Source organism: Streptomyces sp. NPDC041135 (assembly GCF_055592085.1).
This window is the reverse complement of record NZ_JBVIYZ010000110.1, coordinates 1-1069: the sequence shown is the minus strand read 5'-3', so window position 1 is coordinate 1069 and position 1069 is coordinate 1. Positions and strand designations below refer to the sequence as shown.

Genomic DNA, 1069 nt, shown 5'->3' with positions numbered 1-1069 from the left:
AGTAGCACGCTCAAGACCCGAAGCGGAGTGATCTAGCCATGGGCAGGTTGAAGCGGAGGTAAGACTTCGTGGAGGACCGAACCCACCAGGGTTGAAAACCTGGGGGATGACCTGTGGTTAGGGGTGAAAGGCCAATCAAACTCCGTGATAGCTGGTTCTCCCCGAAATGCATTTAGGTGCAGCGTCGTGTGTTTCTTGCCGGAGGTAGAGCACTGGATAGGCGATGGGCCCTACCGGGTTACTGACCTTAGCCAAACTCCGAATGCCGGTAAGTGAGAGCGCGGCAGTGAGACTGTGGGGGATAAGCTCCATGGTCGAGAGGGAAACAGCCCAGAGCATCGACTAAGGCCCCTAAGCGTACGCTAAGTGGGAAAGGATGTGGAGTCGCACAGACAACCAGGAGGTTGGCTTAGAAGCAGCCACCCTTGAAAGAGTGCGTAATAGCTCACTGGTCTAGTGATTCCGCGCCGACAATGTAGCGGGGCTCAAGCGTACCGCCGAAGTCGTGTCATTGCAGCAACAGGGCCAACGCCCGCTGTGATGGGTAGGGGAGCGTCGTGTGCCGGGTGAAGCAGCCGCGGAAGCGAGTTGTGGACGGTTCACGAGTGAGAATGCAGGCATGAGTAGCGATACACACGTGAGAAACGTGTGCGCCGATTGACTAAGGGTTCCTGGGTCAAGCTGATCTGCCCAGGGTAAGTCGGGACCTAAGGCGAGGCCGACAGGCGTAGTCGATGGACAACCGGTTGATATTCCGGTACCCGCTTTGAAACGCCCAGTACTGAATCAGGCGATGCTAAGTCCGTGAAGCCGGCCCGATCTCTTCGGAGTTGAGGGTAGTGGTGGAGCCGATGAACCAGACTTGTAGTAGGTAAGCGATGGGGTGACGCAGGAAGGTAGTCCAGCCCGGGCGGTGGTTGTCCCGGGGTAAGGGTGTAGGACGCACGGTAGGCAAATCCGTCGTGCATTGAAGTCTGAGACCTGATGCCGAGCCGATTGTGGTGAAGTGGATGATCCTATGCTGTCGAGAAAAGCCTCTAGCGAGTTTCATGGCGGCCCGTACCCTAAA

At 57.1% G+C, this 1069-nt stretch carries 1 rRNA gene; it reads left to right on the top strand.

The features are described 5' to 3' along the window. Window positions 1-1069, top strand: a 23S ribosomal RNA gene (locus ACZ6CZ_RS38095); the annotation flags it as partial.